The 1,871-nt window shown below is 52.9% G+C and carries 2 protein-coding genes; one reads left to right on the forward strand and one right to left on the reverse strand.

Annotation, left to right across the window (positions count from 1 at the left end):
• Window positions 1-74 precede the first annotated feature (74 nt).
• Window positions 75-962: a hypothetical protein gene (locus V6D20_00960; protein ID HEY9814366.1), complete on the forward strand. Its 888-nt coding sequence runs from the start codon at window positions 75-77 to the stop codon at window positions 960-962.
• Window positions 963-1,206: 244 nt separating this feature from the next.
• Here V6D20_00960 and V6D20_00965 read toward each other — a convergent pair.
• Window positions 1,207-1,871: glutathione S-transferase family protein (locus V6D20_00965; protein ID HEY9814367.1), on the reverse strand; the 665-nt coding region annotated here is incomplete at its 5' end.

Consider the following 1,871-nt stretch of genomic DNA (forward strand, 5'->3'; position numbering starts at 1 on the left):
TCTACGCCGCTGCGATCGCCCCTCGCTATCATAGACTATGAGATCTAGCACAGCCGGTTGTCATTACCCTATTCATGGACAATTATCCAACCCATATTCTCTTTTCCCAGCATGGTCTCACAGACACAAACCAAACGATGCAGGCGTTGGCCCATCGACTGGCGGGGTCGCAGATGCATGTTGTTGCCCCTAATTTAGGGTATATGCGCACGCTATGGCGCATGCAGCCCCTGCTAAAAACGATCGAGCAAGCAGCCCAAGATGCCTTCTGCTGCTATCCAGATCCTCCCGTGCGGATTGTGGCGACTTCTCTAGGTGGTGTGCTTTGGGTCGAGCTATTGTCCCAGCATCCAGAATGGTGGCCGCGCATCGAGTCGCTGGTGCTTTTAGGTGCGCCCATTGGCGGCTCGGATTTTGCCCGCATGGTAGATCCTTTGGGATGGGGCATTGGCATTGCTAAGCATCTGGGTCAAAATCGTCGAGACTTGGCAGAAGCGATCGCGGCGAAGATTCCTACCTTAGTTGTGGCAGGACATACCACCGGCGGACGCGATGGCACAGTGCCTATCGAAGCTACGAAGGTGAACCATGCCCATTTCGTCTGTTTAGAAGGCGTCACCCACCCCCAGCTTCGCCACCATCCCAAGGTGGTTCAGACCATTCAAGACTTTTGGGCCCAGCCGCGATCGCCCCTACCGCCAGCCAATAGTCGAATCCTACAGTTGATTGACCAATTTCGCCGTGTGCCTGGCATGACGGATACCAGCACTCGATATTTTGCCCAGGCGACGCCGGTCTGTACCCTTGCCGATGGCATCACCCTGCGCACCTGGAGAAATCCTGTGGGCGTAGATTATCTCTTCATTGCCAATGCCCAGGGGCAATGTACCTATGCTAGTTTCGTCGGCTGGATTCATGCTGCAGACCTACGCCAAGCTATTCAGCAAGCCCAGGCATCTTAAACCTGTGGCATGATGGTCTGTGTATCATCATGCCTGAGATATCAAGTTCGGTTGAATGGTCATGGCTCGGACATTCTGCGGTGTGGCTATTACGTATGAAGTAAAAAGCCTTGCTCATGAGTAGGATGCACTGGCGATGCTTTAATGAGTCTAAACGTTATGAGACAGTGCGTTGCACCTGCCTAACTGCACCCAATAACATGGTTAATGGATTGAACTTACATATCTGCGATCGCCCCCTAAACTAAGACGCTCGGGCTATCTGTTGCTGGCGACGTTTAATCTTCAACGATACCCAGCGTTTCCAGATCGCAAAGGATGCATCATCAGGATTTGTTTCATCCCAGGCGGGGCGAGCGGTAATCTGATGATACCAGGTGGCGATCGCCGGATAGTCGTTGAAATCCAACCCCAGCCGGTGCAGCAATGGAAGTACGGTGCCAACGGTGATATCGGCTAAGGAAATCCCGTCACCTCCGAAGAATGGAGCATCGCCTAACTGCTCAGATAAGAATATCAGGATCCGCTGTAGTTCCTCGGTGACCTGAGTTAGTTCAGGATTGAGCACCCATGGGGGTAGCTGGGACATCAGTTCATTGGTAGCAACCATCTGCACCATGCGCATCTTAGCGATCGCTTCTGGAGATTGGGGTAGCAATGATGGGGTTGGATACTGGGCTTCTAGGTAGTCCAAAATAGCTAGAGACTCCAGAATTCGCAAGGAACCATCGACGAGTACCGGTACATGGTGAAAGGGATTGAGGGCCAGAAACTCGGGCTGAAACTGATCGCCATTGAGGTTCACTACAACGGGCTCGAACGCAAGTCCTTTTTCCAGGAGGGCAATCCAAACGCGGCGGGCAAAGGGGGACAGGGGATGGTAGTAAAACGTCAGCATGGAGTCTCCTG

Source organism: Candidatus Obscuribacterales bacterium, from assembly GCA_036703605.1.
GTDB lineage: Bacteria > Cyanobacteriota > Cyanobacteriia > RECH01 > RECH01 > RECH01.

Coding starts and splice junctions, on each gene's coding strand:
- V6D20_00960 (HEY9814366.1), top strand. CDS start 75: ATGGACAATTATCCAACCCATATTCTCTTTTCCCAGCATGGTCTCACA.